9 protein-coding genes are annotated in these 15,049 nt (G+C 58.1%); 5 read left to right on the forward strand and 4 right to left on the reverse strand.

Features of this window, described 5'->3' with window-relative positions; all coding sequences use genetic code 11:
* Positions 1-3 precede the first annotated feature (3 nt).
* The 4 genes from A3AU_RS0124470 (at position 4) to A3AU_RS1000000137325 (ending at position 3,261) form a co-directional block, all read left to right on the forward strand.
* A complete protein-coding gene (locus tag A3AU_RS0124470) occupies positions 4-654 on the forward strand; it encodes a cysteine hydrolase family protein (protein WP_027055231.1) in 651 nt (216 codons plus the stop codon).
* A 119-nt stretch (positions 655-773) separates the two neighbouring features.
* Complete coding sequence (locus tag A3AU_RS0124475; protein WP_027055232.1) at positions 774-1,196, forward strand: organic hydroperoxide resistance protein; 423 nt, start codon at positions 774-776, stop codon at positions 1,194-1,196.
* A gap of 57 nt (positions 1,197-1,253) precedes the next feature.
* A complete protein-coding gene (locus A3AU_RS0124480) occupies positions 1,254-2,273 on the forward strand; it encodes an NADP-dependent oxidoreductase (RefSeq protein WP_027055233.1) in 1,020 nt (339 codons plus the stop codon).
* A 10-nt stretch (positions 2,274-2,283) separates the two neighbouring features.
* Positions 2,284-3,261, forward strand: a complete 978-nt coding sequence (locus A3AU_RS1000000137325; RefSeq protein ID WP_051355450.1) for a helix-turn-helix domain-containing protein — start codon at positions 2,284-2,286, stop codon at positions 3,259-3,261.
* Between the two features lie 57 nt (positions 3,262-3,318).
* Here A3AU_RS1000000137325 and A3AU_RS01000000135990 read toward each other — a convergent pair whose 3' ends face one another.
* The 4 genes from A3AU_RS01000000135990 to A3AU_RS1000000137335 form a co-directional block, all read right to left on the reverse strand.
* Entirely contained in the window at positions 3,319-4,161 is an 843-nt protein-coding gene (locus A3AU_RS01000000135990) for a sensor histidine kinase (protein WP_051355451.1), read from the reverse strand.
* A 265-nt stretch (positions 4,162-4,426) separates the two neighbouring features.
* Positions 4,427-5,773 carry a spinster family MFS transporter gene (locus A3AU_RS01000000135995; RefSeq protein WP_032918040.1) on the reverse strand — a complete coding sequence of 449 codons (1,347 nt, stop codon included), beginning with the start codon at positions 5,771-5,773 and terminating at the stop codon, positions 4,427-4,429.
* Entirely contained in the window at positions 5,763-8,588 is a 2,826-nt protein-coding gene (locus A3AU_RS1000000137330) for an ATP-binding protein (protein ID WP_027055234.1), read from the reverse strand. Before A3AU_RS1000000137330 ends, A3AU_RS01000000135995 begins: the two co-directional genes overlap by 11 nt.
* A 576-nt stretch (positions 8,589-9,164) precedes the next feature.
* Entirely contained in the window at positions 9,165-11,507 is a 2,343-nt protein-coding gene (locus A3AU_RS1000000137335; protein ID WP_051355452.1) for a PAS domain-containing sensor histidine kinase, read from the reverse strand.
* 375 nt (positions 11,508-11,882) lie between these two features.
* Between A3AU_RS1000000137335 and A3AU_RS0124515 the strand changes: the two genes are divergently transcribed.
* Positions 11,883-14,735 (forward strand): ATP-binding protein, encoded by a 2,853-nt coding sequence (locus A3AU_RS0124515; RefSeq protein WP_245235560.1) that lies wholly within the window; start codon positions 11,883-11,885, stop codon positions 14,733-14,735.
* Positions 14,736-15,049: the final 314 nt, after the last annotated feature.

Here is a 15,049-nt window from a genome sequence, read left to right on the forward strand (position 1 = left end):
GTCATGACACTACTGTCCTACGACCCCGAGATCACCGGCCTGCTGGTGGTTGACCCTTACAACGACTTCATTTCCGAAGGCGGCAAGATCTGGCCCCGCATCCAGGGGGTTGCCGAAGCCAACAACTGCGTCAAGCACATGGAGCAAATCCTGAAGGCGGCCCGCGAGTCGAAGCTTCGGGTCTTCTTCGCCATGCATCATCGGTACCGCGAGGGCGACTATGAAAGTTGGAAGTACATCGCCCCGATCCAGAAGCTCGCTTGGCAACGAAAAACTTTCGAATACGGCACCTGGGGCGGCCAGTTCCGAGCGGAATTCGTACCGGTTGCCGGCGAGACCGTGGCATCGGAGCACTGGTGCTCCAGCGGCTTTGCCAACACCGACCTCGACAACCAGCTCAAGAGACAGGGCATCCACCGGCTCATCGTCATCGGGTTGATCGCACACACCTGCATCGAGGCGACGGTCCGCTTTGCGGCTGAACTCGGCTACGACGTCACCGTCGTCAAGGACGCCGTTGCGGACTACTCCGAAGAGATGATGCATGCCGCGCTGGAGATCAACATGCCAAACTACGCCAGCGCAATAGTCACGACGAACGAAATCCTCAAGGCGATATCGTCGGCCAGGCAAACGATGGCCGCAGCCGAATAGACAGGGCAACAGCCCGGCTTGCGAAAGCCGGACGTCTCACCGTCCCCAACGTGCCGGAACAGGAACAACCGACCGCCGGCGCGTCTGGGCTCATCCATACAAGAACCAGGGAGCATATCGTGGATCAGCAATCAAAAATTCTCTACACGGCCAAAACGCACGTTAGCGGCGGTCGCGAGCACGGCGTCGCGCGAAGTTCAGACGGGCGACTCGATGTGAATTTCGGGGTTCCCGGCACGGCGCAAAAGGGCACCAATCCCGAACAACTGTTTGCCGCTGGATGGTCGGCATGTTTCGAAAGCGCCATCGGCCTGCTTGTGCGCAAGAAGCGGATCAGCTTGTCCGGCGACGTTACGATCGACGCGGAGGTTGATCTTAATCAGTCCGAAGCGACCGGATTCTCCTTGACGGCTCGCCTGGCCGTAGCAGTCCCCGGCGTGGAGCGGAACGTCGCGCAGGCGCTCATCGACGAGGCCCACCAGATTTGCCCCTATTCGAAGGCGACACGTGGGAACATCGACGTAACCATCACCCTTATCTGACCCGTCGACTATGACTTCCCTCGGGACCGTCATCACATACCAGCGAAGGACGCAGCGATGGAAACGATCTCGATCGTTCTGGCAAGTAGACCGGAGGGAATGCCGGGTCGTGAGCACTTCAGGATTGAGGAAACCGACCTCCCCGAACCGGAAGAAAACCAGATAACCCTCCGCGTCCTGTTTCTTTCGCTGGATCCCTATATGCGCGGACGAATGAGCGATGCAAAATCGTATGCCAAGCCAGTTCCTGTCGGCGGCGTCATGGAAGGCGAGGCGGTCTGCGAAGTCCTGCAGTCGCGCAGCGAGTGGTTCAAATCGGGTGAAATCGTCCGGGCGATGACCGGCTGGTGCACGTATGCCGTCGTTGACGCCGCCAACGTCAGGCATGTCGACACGCACGGTGCCCCCACCTCGACTGCTCTCGGCGTTCTCGGCATGCCAGGATTCACAGCCTATGGCGGCATGAAGGTAATCGGCCGGCCGAAGCGAAAAGAGACTGTGGCGGTCGCCGCGGCGTCTGGTCCCGTCGGATCGCTCGTTGGTCAGCTCGCAATGCGCGCAGGTGCGCGCGCCGTGGGCATCGCCGGCGGTAAGGACAAATGCGATTACGTGAAGAGCGAACTAGGGTTCGATGCCGTCGTGGATCATCGTTCTCCGACCTTCTCATCGGAGCTCGCGAGCGCCTGTGCCGACGGAATTGACGTCTATTTCGAGAACGTCGGCGGTTACGTCTGGGATGAGGTGCTTCCGTTGCTGAATGTGTATGCGCGGGTTCCGGTGTGCGGACTGATCGCCCAGTACAATGGTCCAGGCGGATCCGCATCCGACAGGTTACCCGCGAACATGTCCGCGATTCTGAGACGCAGTCTTCACTTAAGGGGGTTTATCAACACGGAGTTCCTCGAAACGCACTACCACACCTTCCAGAAAGAGATCGGTCCTCTCGTCGCGAGGGGCGAAATCAAATATCGCGAGGATGTCGTTGAAGGGCTCGAGAATGCGCCCGAAGCGTTTATCGCAATGCTTTCCGGTGGTAACTTCGGGAAGCTTCTGGTTCGCGTGGCACGTAACGGCTAAGGGCGCGCTCATGGAATTCCTTTCTAAACATCGTGTCTTTGCGAGCGGCGATCTCGACGAAGGTGCGAATTTCGCCGGCCAAGTTTGGGAACGGAATCGGAGCATCAAGACCGACGATCTCCGATACGGCATTCGCTGGAACCAACTCGATATGGAGAAGATCGGCTTCTCCTACATAGAGCATGACTGTGCCGTTGATCTTACGGCACAGGGCCCTCTCTCTGATCATTTCCGAATATTCTTTCACGAGGATGGATCAATCGGTCATACCGTAAATGGAAAGAAGTTTGACTCGCATGCCGGCAACGCCGTCACGCACGCGCCTGACACCGATCTCCATCTCGACATCAACCCATTCAAGCTGCTTCTTCTGACGGTTGACGCCGGCGTCATCAGGATAGGCATGCAGCAACGGTTCAGGAAGGTGCCCGAATTTTCTAACTGGGTGGGCTCGTTGCCGGATAGCGCCCGGCTTGCGACCATGCGTTCCATGGCCAAATGGATGGCATCCGAAGCAGAAAGGGATGGCTCTCCCATTGCTGCACCTGGCAACTCTCGAATGCATGCACAGCGGCTTCTTTTGAGCCTTATTGTTGAGTGTCTATCCGAGACTTCGCCGATTGGCTTCGAGACGGTGCTGGATATCAGCCGAGCGCAAGTCCGCCGCGCTGAAGAGTGGATTGATGCGCATCTGACAGATGCGATTGGAATCGACGAGGTTGCAGCCGCGACTGGCGTTGGGGTCCGTTCGCTGCAACAGTACTTCAAGCGCGTCCATGACTGTTCGCCGTACGAGTTCCTCATTAGGCGGCGGCTTGAAGCGGCTAGGCAGAAGCTCCTTGTGGCCACACCGGAGACGACGGTCACGGCGATAGCAACGGATCTGGGTTTCTTTGAATTAGGACGCTTTGCTGAACGCTACCGCCACCGTTTCGCTGAAACGCCGTCGACAACGCTAGCGCGAGGTCGGGGAGTTCGCAAACCCTGATGAATAGGGCAATATGTTAAGGTCGCGCGTTGCGCCGGGCGCGCGCCTACGCGGCCTTCAATCCACGCACATCATCCCCTTCTCATCCTGACTTTCTTGTACCTTGCGACCTCGCGTGTTTCCGCTCGGTCTCTCGTAGCGTGTGATTTGCCCGTGCACGGGAATGGAGAAGTGGAAAGTCGCACCGTGCCCATCGTTGGCCGTGGCCCATATTCGGCCGTGATGGCCCTCAATGATCGAGCGGCATACGGAAAGCCCGATCCCCATCCCGTTCGGCTTGGTCGTGTAGAATGTCTCGAAAAGCTTTTCGGTGTCGGAAGGATCGATGCCAGTACCAGAGTCACGAATGCTAATCGCGACGTTACCCTCGCCATCGGCCCCGGATTTGACGACGAGTTTCCTCGGCCGATCGTCGACGCCAGCCATCGCCTCCGCCGCGTTGAGGAGGAGATTAAGTATGACCTGCTGCAACTGCACTCGATCCGCATCGACAACGGGAAGGTTGTCAGTGAAATCAGTGTGCAGGAGCGCGCCCGCTGTCTGCAGTTCGGCAGATGAAAGGGCGATCACCTCCTTCACAGCGATGTTCAGGTCGACCTCCTCTGCGAAGGATTCCTTCTTCGAAAGCATCGTCCGGAGCCGTTTGATTATCTTGGACGCACGATCAGCATCGCGGATCGTCCGGCGAACGGTCTCCGCAACTCCTTCGAGATTCGGAGGATTGGCCGCAAGCATGCGAATGCATGTGTTGGCGTTGGCCAGAATCCCGGCCAGAGGCTGGTTAATCTCGTGTGCGATTGATGTCGTCATCGTATTCAGAGTGGCGACACGAGCCACATGAGCGAGGTCGGACCGGGCCCTGGCAGCAGCTGTGAAGGCGAGTAGTTCACGTCTTGTCATGACGTCATCCCGAATTGTCCATTTTGCTCGGGTATAAGAACGCAAGTTCTCGCCTCGCCGCTATGCAGGAAGCGAAAAAGAGCCGACTTCGCATTTTGCATAGCCACGCTCAGGGTTCCATTGGAGCGTTTCGTCTATATCGATGCCTTCTGTCTGATTGCCTGGGGACACGGCGCAGCGATTCTGTTGCTCTCCCCGCCGCCAAACCTGTCAACTCTGCCGCTCCGGGTTCAACCGTTTGCGTAGCCGATGTAGATGCTGGAGGCTATTTGCTGGAACTCCAAGATGAGCTTTCGGCCAGCATTCGACGATAGGCAGGGAGCGCTAAGGTCAGGAGGCACGTCGAAATCAAACCCGCTCCCGCGACCGAGATGACAAGGGATTTGCCGACAGCGAGGTCGTTTTGGAACACGTGCTGCGTCGTTGCTGCGACGATCGTCGGCCCGATACTCAAGCCGAGCACATTGATTGTCATCTGAAACAGAGCGGAGACGAGAGCCCGCATCTGATTTGGCGTAACCAGTTGCAACGACGCCGCTACGACCCCGATGTAGGCCGACAGGAGAAAAATTACAGGCGCGGCTGCGATGAACGCGACCGTGGCATTCGACGCCAGGGTTCCCAGTGACAGCGGGACAAATGCAGATGCCATGATGGCAACCGCCCGCAAATTCCCATCGACATACCCTCGCCCTTGCATGTAGCGAGCGAACCGCACGCCACCAAGCGCGCCAAGCGGTCCGACGCAAAGATACTCCACACCGAGAACTACGCCTGCTGAGCCCGGACTGACACCGTGGTCTCGGATGAGATACGTTGGAAACCATCCAAGGTACCCATAACCCAGCACCGAAAGTGCTGCTGCTCCCAACGTCAGCGGGACATATCCCTGCCAACGCCCCATCACATGTCGCAGGACCCCGCCCGTCGACAGCGAGGAAACCCGGCCGTCGCGTACATCCTTCAGGAGACCACGGCGCGTGGGTTCGCGAAGGGTAAGAGCCAGCGCACTGACCATCAAGCCTGGAAGCCCTATCAGCACGAAGACTGCTTGCCAGGACTTAAGCTCACCGAGGATTGGAAGGTATAGCGTCGTGCCCTGCGAGACATAACTGACGACGAGCCCACCAACAACGAAGCCAAGGCCGGCACCGACAATTCCGCCCATCATGAATCCTGCCATGGCACGCGGAAGATCGCGTGGCGAATAAGCATCGGCAAGCATCGAATAAGCGGCCGGAGAGAGCACGCTTTCCCCTATGCCAACTCCGGCACGTGCAATGAACAAACCTCCGAAACTCCTCGCGAAGCCGCAAGCCACTGTCATCAGACTCCAAAAGCAGATTCCGATCGCGATCAGAACCGAACGATTGCCTCGGTCGGCTAGCCGCCCCGCCGGCAATGAACCAAGTCCGAACAGAAGCGCGAAAGCCAAGCCTTGAAGAAGGCTTACCTCGACATCGCTGATCCCGAGATCTTGCCGAATTGGACCGATCATGAGTCCGAGGATCTGTCTGTCCATGAAACTGAACGTATAGGCTGCGGCCAACACAACGACCATGTAGCCGGTTCGCGCGGGTACTTCAGCCGAGATGTCGATACTAGAGCGCATCGAGTAGCTCCCTTGCTTTGCGAAGATCAGCCGTGTCCAATCCCTCGGTGAAACGGCGGTAAACAGACTCGAGTATACTTCGGCCTTGGTCCGTTCGGCCAGCTTGGCGGCAGAGCCTCGCGCGGCTAACGGCAATCCGAAGCTCCCACGACGTTGCCCGTTGTTTCGCTGAAAGCTCAGCGGCTTGGTTGAAGCAATGGTCGGCCAGAGACTCATCCAACCCGTTCGCAATTGCCAACTCGCCCTTCAGCCGAAAGAGCTCCGGAAGATACCAATGCTCCCCTCCTCGTTCCGCGCGAACGATGCCCTCTTCGAGTGCTGCTGCAGCCTCATTGAGGCGGCCCATCCCAATCAAACCCTCGGCGAGAATGGCGAGAAACTCCGGGAACCAGCCAGTCCATTCGGTCATAAGCACGTCGTCTAGAGTTTTGCGAAGCATGGAGACCCCACGTGACAGATTGCCTTGTTTAACGAGCAACGCCCCTTGCAGCAGTTCTCCGGTCATGAAAAACGCATTGTAACCATACTGCTTCGAAAGATTTCTCAGCAAAGCGATGGACGCTGACGCCTCCTCGTAGTTTCCCGCGAGGATTTCGATGCGGCAGACAGCTGCACGCAAGACATTGCACTGAGAGGCCGCAAGCCTATCACTGGAGGCCTCTTCGAGGGCTAGCCGCGTTTCGGCTACCGCTCTATCCGCGTAGCCTTCGATCCACAGCACAAGGCTCAGCATCGCGCGAGAAACGGCGCGCTCGTTATACCTGAACCATTGGAATTGCTCAGGCTTGACCGGGGGATACCTTGCGATCGCCTGCTCGAACAATGCACGCGCCGCAGTATTCTCACCAGCCATCTGCTTCGAGTAGCCCAGGGTGCGTTCTGCCTCGGCTATCCTGACGTCGTCCTCGGTACTGATCGCCATATCTAACAACTGCTTTGCAATCGGCAAAGATGATGACACATCGCCATTAAACAAGTGGCAAGCCCATATTAGGCGAAGCGATCGTGACTCCCAGTCCCGATCTTTGAGCCGCTTAGCGATCTCAAGGGATTTGGCTGCTGTCGAATGAGTTTTATGACGCCGTTGTGACGCGCCAAGGCCGCCAGTACTGCGCATCAAGAGCTGCATCAAGAGGCGTTCGTCATGATCATGCTCGGGATTTTGCCTTTCAATGGCGACTTCGCACCTTTCCGAGCTCTCCGCCATTAACCCGAGATAGTGCCAGACAGGTACGTAGGCGACGGTCAGTGGGACTCCGAGCACCGGATCGCCATCTTTCGAGAAACACCATTCAAGGGCAGTTCGCACATTGTCCAGTTCGGCGACGAGACGTCCGATATTTTGTGGGCCAGGCGGCCAGAGGCCCATTCGACCGCCTCTATCCGGCGAACACATGTACCGAAAGAACTCGGCGTGTCGCCTTTGGGCCTCCTTCTTCTCACTGAGCTCAGTCAGTTTCTCGTAGCCGTAGGCGCGTGTGGTCTCGAGCAACCGCCAGCGCCCCGGGATACGTTCTTGAATGACTAGCGACTTGGTGACGAGGCTTGCGATCCATTCAAGGACATTTATCGGGGCCGCTCCGACGCGCCCCAGGACTGCCGTGGCACCTTCGACGGTGAACCCGCCAGCAAATACCGCGAGGTGACGGAGTAAGATGCGTTCCACATCCGCCAACAGGTCATAGCTCCAGTCTAACGTTGCCCGAAGGGTTTGGTGTCGGCCAAACTCGATTGCACCCTCAGCGCCCAGTAGCCGAAAGCGATCATCAAGGTTCGCGGCGACGTGCGGAACACCTAACGCACCTGCGCGGGCTGCGGCGAATTCGATTGCGAGCGGGATGCCATCGAGGCGGCGGCAGATCCCCGCGATTACGGGCGCAAGATCCGATGTCGCGGCCATGGAGCGCCGGTCGCTCTCAGCCATGCGAGCGACGAAGAGTTGAGGAGCCGGGCTCGCATAGATAATGGATGGAGCAATAACGTCTGCCGTGGGTACCGCAAGGGGGGGCAGGCGGTACACATGCTCGCGCTGCACCTGGAGCGGTTCTCGACTTGTCGCGAGAACCCAGACCTTGCCGCATGTTTGAATCAATTCGTTGGTTAGGGCCGCAGCGGCGCCGGCCATGTGCTCGCAGTTATCGAGCACAAGCAGGATTCTGGCAGCGCCAACCCGCTGCGCCACCAGTTCAGGGGATATGGTTTCGGCACCGGCAGCGACACCGATTGCCACGGCAACAGCCGAAGCGACAAGCGATGGGTCGGTTACGACCGCGAGATCGACGAAATAGACTTGGTCTTGGATTGAAGAACGGAGCTCTTGTGCAAGTCGGACCGCGAGCGCGGTTTTGCCGATGCCACCCGGACCGGTGATTGTGAGAGCACGATTTGCAGGTAGAAGCGATTTCAGCTCATCGAGAGCCTCGGATCGACCGATCAATATCTTGCGCTCAGCGGGAAGGTTGCCGCCTCCTGCCAGCCGGATAATGGCAGTTTCCCCGCTGTCGTTGCTTTCCCAAAGGAGGTCGGAGAGCTTACCTTCAGCAGCACGTATGGCAAAACCGGCGTCAGACGAAATTATCTCGACGTCGCTTCCGTCGAGGGCCTCCACGAGCTTAGCTATGTTCGCCTGCAAAACTGAATCCGTGATTGCCGCACTAAGCCAGACCGATGCGACGAGTTGATCTTTGGCGACGATAGCGCCGTCGGCTTTGGCGAGGAGCGCAAGTACATCGAACGCCCGCTCTCCTAGTGGGAGGGCGACCCCATCCCGGCGCAGCTCGCGGCGGGCGTAGTCGATTTCAAACTCGCCATCCAAAGCGGGTCCACACTAAAACGAGTTCCGGGTATGCCATGTGACGCCTTCTTAGCAAAAAGCGCGGCTGTCCAAAAGCGTGCGGATAGGAGGGACAGCAGGACCGTCGCCGCGCGGCCCAGCACAGAATACCGCTCGTCCTTTCAGGGTTACTTGGAGATCTCTAGCCCGGGTTGCGATGTTGACCAGGTCGGCGCGCCCTGATGACCGCGACCAGCACGTCATCGTCGATAAGTTTCGTCGAGAACTGGACGGCACCGTCCTTCATGGCGCGCTGTTATTTGGAATTTCGCCATAGCCCATGATTGGCACAGCGGCCCGTTCGTTCGCGATCTCGTGGTGCGGACCGAGCCATTGAGATGCGGGAACGCGACTTCCAGGATGGCGCAGTTCGGAAGGGGCACACGGGATGTGATATGAGTAGTCCCGCGGCAACCCGACGATGAGCCATCTAGACTTGAGTACCCTCCGAGGGGGCGAATGTTTCCGCGCCGTATCCAAAGTCCCGACGAAGGTCCGACAAGGACTTCCGGACGGATTATTGATCGTCGATGACCCCGACTTTGGTTCGATTCCGCCTCATCGATTATCCATCGGCCGGGTGGAGCCCGGTGCCGGCATCCAAGTCATGAGAGCACTGGGTTCCAACTGATCGGCGCCGTTGGCTGGGATCATGAACTGGAACGTCGATCCCGGGCCGTTGTTCAGCTCGGCCCAAAGCACGCCGCCGTGTCCTTTGATTATCGTGTTACTGACCGAGAGCCCAATGCCCATGCCATCGCTTTTGGTTGTGTAGAATGGGCTGAAGAGCTTTTCGATAGCGTCCGGATCGAACCCGACACCGTAGTCTTTGACGGAAAAACGCACCTGCCCGAACTCATCATTGCTCGTCGATACGGCTACATGCCGATGCTCATCGGCGGCGCCGCGCGTCGCCTGCACGGCATTCAGGACCAAGTTTAGCATCACCTGTTGAAGCTGAACGCGATCCCCCCGGATCGGTGGGAGATCGGCTGAAAGCTCTGCGTTGATCCGGATCTTGTGCCGCTGCGCTTCCGCGGCAGCGAGCGCAAGGACATCCCGGGCTGCAGTGTTGAGGCCCACCGTCTCGGTAATAGCGGTCTTCTTTTTGAATAACGTCCGAAGGCGCGTAATCACCTCCGACGCCCGATTGCCATCCCTGATGGTTCGACGTGCTGTCTCCATCGCGCCGGAAACGTTCGGCGGATCGGCGGAAAGCATTCTTAAGCAGGTTTCTGCATTAGTGATGATGCCGGAAAGAGGCTGGTTTAGCTCATGTGCGATCGAGGCCGTGAGCTGGCCCATCGTCATCACTCGGGTCAGATGCGCGAGCTCGGACTGGATATCGCGCATCGCTTCTTCTGCACCTTTCCGGTCTTCGATATCCGTATTGACGCCGAACCATCGCATGACCTCGCCGTCTTCGCCGTGAAGCGGGCTGGCACGTAACAAAAACCAACGATACGCACCGTCATGACGCTTCATGCGGGCTTCGAGTTCGCCGACCCTTTTCGACTCCAAGATCGTCCGCCAGCCGGCGGCGAGCCTCGGAAGGTCGTCCGGATGAACCGCCGAAGTCCACCCCCAACCTTGAACCTCCTCGAGCGAAAGACCCACGTATTCCAAATAGGTCTGATTTACGAATTCGGCAGCTCCATCAACGTAGGCCGACCACGCCATCGCCGGCATCGTATTGATGATCTGATCGAGGTTTCGCTCGCTCGTCGCCAAAGCTTCTTCGGCGCGTTTCAGATCTTCGATGTCGGTATTGAGTCCGTACCACCGTCTGACTATGCCGGTCTCATCTCGAAGCGGTTGGCGGCGCATCAGAAACCAGCGATAGGATCCATCCGCTCGTCGCAAGCGTGCTTCGACTTCTCCTGGGGTTGCCGCGGCCTCAGTGAACTTCTTCCAGGTCGCGAGCACATTACCGATATCTTCCGGGTGAACTGCATCTTCCCAGCTCCCAGATGTCAGTTCCTCCAACGGTATGCCAACATAGTTGACGAAGCATTGGCTGAAAAAATCCACATTTCCGGCCTTATCGGCCGACCATGCCATCCCCGGTATCGAATCGATGATCTGTTTCAGACTCTGCTCACTCGCCAAGAGCCTCGCTTCCATCTGTTTTCTATCTTCGATATCGGTATGGATCACGCACCAGTGCGATATGGTGCCGCCGGCATCGCGCAGGGGAAAGCCGTGCGAATGCCACCACCGATAAGCGCCGTCAGCGCGACGCCGGCGCGCTTCGAAGTCGGACGGCTTGCCGGTCGTGACTGAGTACTCCCACGCGTCAACTCCGCGCTGACGATCTCCGGGATGTATAAAGTCATTGTTCTGCCAGTTCTTGATCTCTTCAAGCGTCTTTCCGGAGTACTCAAGAAGAAGACGATTTGCAGCTTTGGGGTTGCCGTTCGAGCTGTTGATCATAAAGGGAGCACCGATGCCATCGATCATCGATTCTAGAAAAGCATTTGCAAACCGTTGCTTGTCGGGCCACTCCTTCAAGCTATGAATATCAGTCTGGATGAGGCACCAACGAGGAGCTTGCCGGCTGTCAACTTCGATCGGAAACCAGCGCAAGAGGTTCCAGTGATAGGCGCCCTCCCCAGTGAGAAGGCGAGCTTCTTCTTCAAACGCGATCCCGGTGCTCAGCGCGGACTCCCATCGGACGATATGCGCTCGATAATCATCGGGGTGCAGCACCTCCTTCGAATGCCTGAGCTCCTCGAAAGTCTTTCCAAAATAATCAAGGGAGAGTCGGTTCATCAGTTCCGGCTCGCCGCTCGCGTTCCAAAGCGAAATCGGTCCCGGCATGTTAAACATCAGGGATCTCAGCGTCGGATCGGAGATCAGCAATTGCTCGGTCATGTTGCGCCTGAAGGCGACCCCATCCATCGTTATAATGCGGCAGTCCAGTCGTTAACAAAAATAGTACATTGGTATTGGTCAGAGAATTTTGGCGCTTTCCCGGTGGGAATGAATACGCTGTCGGGCATCTGCCTCAGGCGGTCAACATCCCGCTTGTTGATCTCTCGCATTGGGTCCACGGGGTTCCAAAGACATGCTAGGTTGTCGCCTATTGCAGGGTAGCTTTGCGTGCTCGCTATCGAAGCGGCTGCGCTGATGCGCCCGGGGCTTCAAGGTGCGTGCCGCTGACCCAGAACGGGATATTGTGCGCGCACAACGTTTGCTCTACTATCGACAGGCGAAGCCGTCATACATTGACCGTGAGCGGGGGGCATATTGCCAGTCGAGGGCAGTTTGCATGACGTGATCGTCTCTTTTGGCCCGTTTCGCTTGAGCGCCGCCGAGAGGTCCCTTTTGCGGGACGAGGAACCCGTTGCTATTGGGGGACGGGCGTTAGATATCCTTGTCGATCTGGTGGAACACGCCGGCGAGGTACTGAGCCGAAAGCAACTGATCGAGCGCGTCTGGCCCGACGTGATCGTGGAGGAAGCGAGCCTTCGGGTACACCTTTTCAATCTCCGCAAGGCTTTGGGCGACGGAAAAGACGGCGCTCGTTATATCACCAACATCCCAGGTCGCGGCTACAGCTTTGTAGCGCCGGTGAAACGCTCCGCACGGAGGCAGCCTGCCGCGCCCGTCAACCAGGAGTGGAGCCCGCAAAAACTACCTCCGCAGCTTGAAAGAATGGTCGGTCGCGACGGGACAGTCGCCGATTTGTGTTCACTCCTTTCGAGCCGCCGGTTCGTCAGCGTTGTCGGACCGGGAGGCATGGGAAAGACGACCGTCGCAGTGGCCATCGCACACGCGTTGCGCGATGAGTTCTCCAATAAGATCTATTTCCTGGACCTCGGCTCTATTGGTGACTCATCGCTCGTCGCCGGCGCGGTAGCGTCGACGCTTGGGCTCATCGGTCAAACTGGGCAAGATCCGTTGCGTGACTTGGTCGCATTGCTGGTCGACAAGCCGATCCTTCTCGTTTTCGATAGCTGCGAGCATGTAATCGACGCGGTCGCCGAATTGGCTGAGCGGCTCTTCACTGAGACGCAGCTCGTGCACCTTCTGACGACCAGTCGTGAAGCATTGCGCGTGGAGGGCGAAAACGTACACCTTTTGAGACCGCTTGAAAGTCCGATGGAGGAGGCCGGATTGACTGCCGACCAAGCGCTTGCCTCGCCCGCAGTACAACTCTTTATGGAGCGGGCCGCCGCCGGGGGGTTTGTGACTGGGCTTAGTGACGCAGATGCGCCTATCTTGGCAGCGATATGCCGTCGACTCGATGGGATCGCGCTCGCGATTGAACTCGCGGCCGGCCGCGTGGGGGTCTACGGAATTCGGGGAACGGCCGATCTCCTGGACAATCGCTTCAAGCTTCTTTGGCACGGGCGGCGGAGCGCGCCTCCCCGACATCAAACTCTTCAGGCAATGCTTGATTGGAGCTACAATCTGCTCTCGCAGTACGAAAGAACGATCCTGCTAAGGCTATCTGTCTTCGTGGGAGCTTTTACCCTGGAAGACGCATTGGTCGTCGCGGCAGGAAATGAAGATGATGCGCCGAAGCTGGCCGATACTGTCGCGAGCTTAGTTGATAAGTCGCTTGTTAGGATGTCTGAGCTGGGGGGAGCAACCTACCATCGGCTGTTGGACACAACGCGAGCGTACGCGGCAACAAGGCTGGCGGAAACTGTCGAAAAGGAAGTGCTCTCGAGACGACACGCACTTCACTACATCGATCGCTTGAAGTCCGACGCGACAAGCGCGACCGCCTTCGGAAGCCGAGACGTGTCGGCCTACGAACCACACATGGGCAATATTCGGGCCGCGCTTGTTTGGAGCTTCTCGGAACTCGGCGATTCGCAGATTGGCGTGAAGCTCGCCGCCGAGGCGGCGCCGTTGTTCTTAGGGTTCTCGCTTCTCGGTGAGTGCGAGCTGTGGTGCGGGCGCGGCTTGTCCGCTTTGCGAGAGGCCGATTGCGGAACAATCATCGAACTGTCTTTGCAGGCGGCATTGGCAATGTCTGCGATGTTCACACGAGGTAACGGCGACGAAGTAAGGCGGGCTATTGAGCGGGGCATTGGGCTTGCTGAGGCACTGCGTGACGGAAAGTACAAATTGCACCTCCTGGCTGGACTGAATGTCTTTCTCATTCGGATCGGCGATTTCCGAGGAGCAGTCACTTCTGCTGAGCGGAGCATGCTTGTTGCGAGAGAGCTTGGGGAACCGCCCGGGTTAGTCATGGCTGAATGGATGCTGGGCGTGGCGCACCACCTTGTCGGCAATCAAGCCGCTGCGCGATTACACTGCGAGCGTGGGTTGGAGTTAGAATCCGTCTCCGGTGCGACCCAAGTCGACTTCTTTGGCTACGATCACCGAGCCCGCGGGCTGGTGGCCTACGCGAGGGCCCTGTGGCTGCTCGGAATGCCGGAGAAAGCCATTCGTACCGCGGACATGGCCGTCAAGGAGGCAATGAAGCGCCGGCATCCGGTCACGGTCTGCATATCACTGAGTTACACAGTGCCAGTCTATCTCTGGAGTGGCGATTTCGATCGGGCGGCAGAGTGCATCGAGCGCGTCCTGGCCCACGCGACCAAATATTCTCTGGCGCCCTTTCACGCCCTTGGACTCGGGCTAAAGGGCGAACTTATGGTTTTGAAAGGCGAAACGAAGGTGGGCGTCGATCTCTTGCGAGGGGCGTTAGCGACACTGACCGCCGAGCGCCACCATATTCTTGCAACGACTTTCTTGCGGGCGCTGGCAGAGGGGACGTTGAGATGTGGTCAGATCGATGAGGCTGCCGCGATGATTGACCGAGCTCTAGGCTTGGCAGAGCAGGCCGGTGAAACCTATGACCGTCCGGATTTGCTGCGCGTGAGAGCAGAAATTCATCTGGCGCGCTCGCCCTCGGATGTGAGAGCAGCAGAGGACACGTTCCTTCAAGCTCTCTTTTGGGCCAATAAGCAAAACGCAGTGGGCTGGGAACTGAGGGCTGCCGTTTCGCTGGCCCGGCTCTGGGAGAAGCAAGGGCAAACGGTTCGCGCAGAAGATCTACTTGGCCGGCGTCTTCAGCAGTTCACGGAGGGATTTGGGACAGCGGATGTTAGGGCTGCAACCGACCTCCTCGCCAAGTTGACTGGGAAACCTGCAGATATGCAAGGCTGACCTTGAGGCCAGACTGACTGCCGCACCGGCCAAGACGTGGCCCTGGGTACGGAGGAGAATTCTACCGACCACATAGTCGTAGCTTGGAAGCACCGCATCGCAGGAACCAACGCTTTGCTCAGTTCGTACGATCTGGGGCGGCTTCTGAACTGCTGAGACCCTGCTTTCTTTAGCCGGGCCCGCCTTAACGGCTTTTAACAACTTATAACAAGCCATCTCGCTTCTTTTCAGCGAACGTTTGGCATCGGGGAGAGGCAGTCGAACCGACGATGCATTCCACGGCGAGCCGGTTGGACGTCTTTGCATCGAAGCGG

The organism is Mesorhizobium erdmanii USDA 3471 (assembly GCF_000472705.1).
GTDB classification, from domain to species: Bacteria; Pseudomonadota; Alphaproteobacteria; order Rhizobiales; family Rhizobiaceae; genus Mesorhizobium; species Mesorhizobium erdmanii.